Annotated in this window: 1 protein-coding gene; it reads left to right on the forward strand. The window is 45.7% G+C overall.

Annotation, left to right across the window (positions count from 1 at the left end; all coding sequences use genetic code 11):
• A partial coding sequence (locus tag ACFOUO_RS13030; protein WP_380705582.1) for a transposase occupies window positions 1–481 on the forward strand: 481 nt, incomplete at both ends.

Below are 481 nucleotides of genomic sequence, written 5' to 3' on the forward strand. Positions count from 1 at the left end.
AGGGAAACGGGAAAAGCCGATTGTCCTCCATACCAAAAACCTCCCACAAGGAACCATCAAGGAAATCGAGCTTTGTTATGATAACGGATTGTACTTATCGGTTTTCTTTGAAGATGGAAAAGAAAATCAACCCTATGAGAAGAAACAATCGGCCGGGGTTGATCCCGGCGAAATCCACACCCTTGCCGCCTTCGCTGAAAGCGGAGAAGCGTTGATCATCACGGGTCGGAAGATCCGCTCCATTCATCGCCTGCGCAACAAAAAGTTAGCAGCGATTCAGCGCCTTCAATCGAGGTGCAAAAAGGGTTCCCGTCAGTGGAAGAAATATCAGCGGGCAAAACGTTATGTGCTATCTAAATCAGAAAAACAACTACAAAATGCTCTCCATAAGACCACCAAACAGTTTGTCGATTGGTGTGTGAAACAGTCTGTATCCAATGTACAGATGGGAAATCCTGAAGGCGTACAAAGAAAGACGAAA

Origin of the sequence: Salinithrix halophila, from assembly GCF_042650125.1 — a bacterium.
Taxonomy (GTDB): domain Bacteria; phylum Bacillota; class Bacilli; order Thermoactinomycetales; family DSM-45169; genus Salinithrix; species Salinithrix halophila.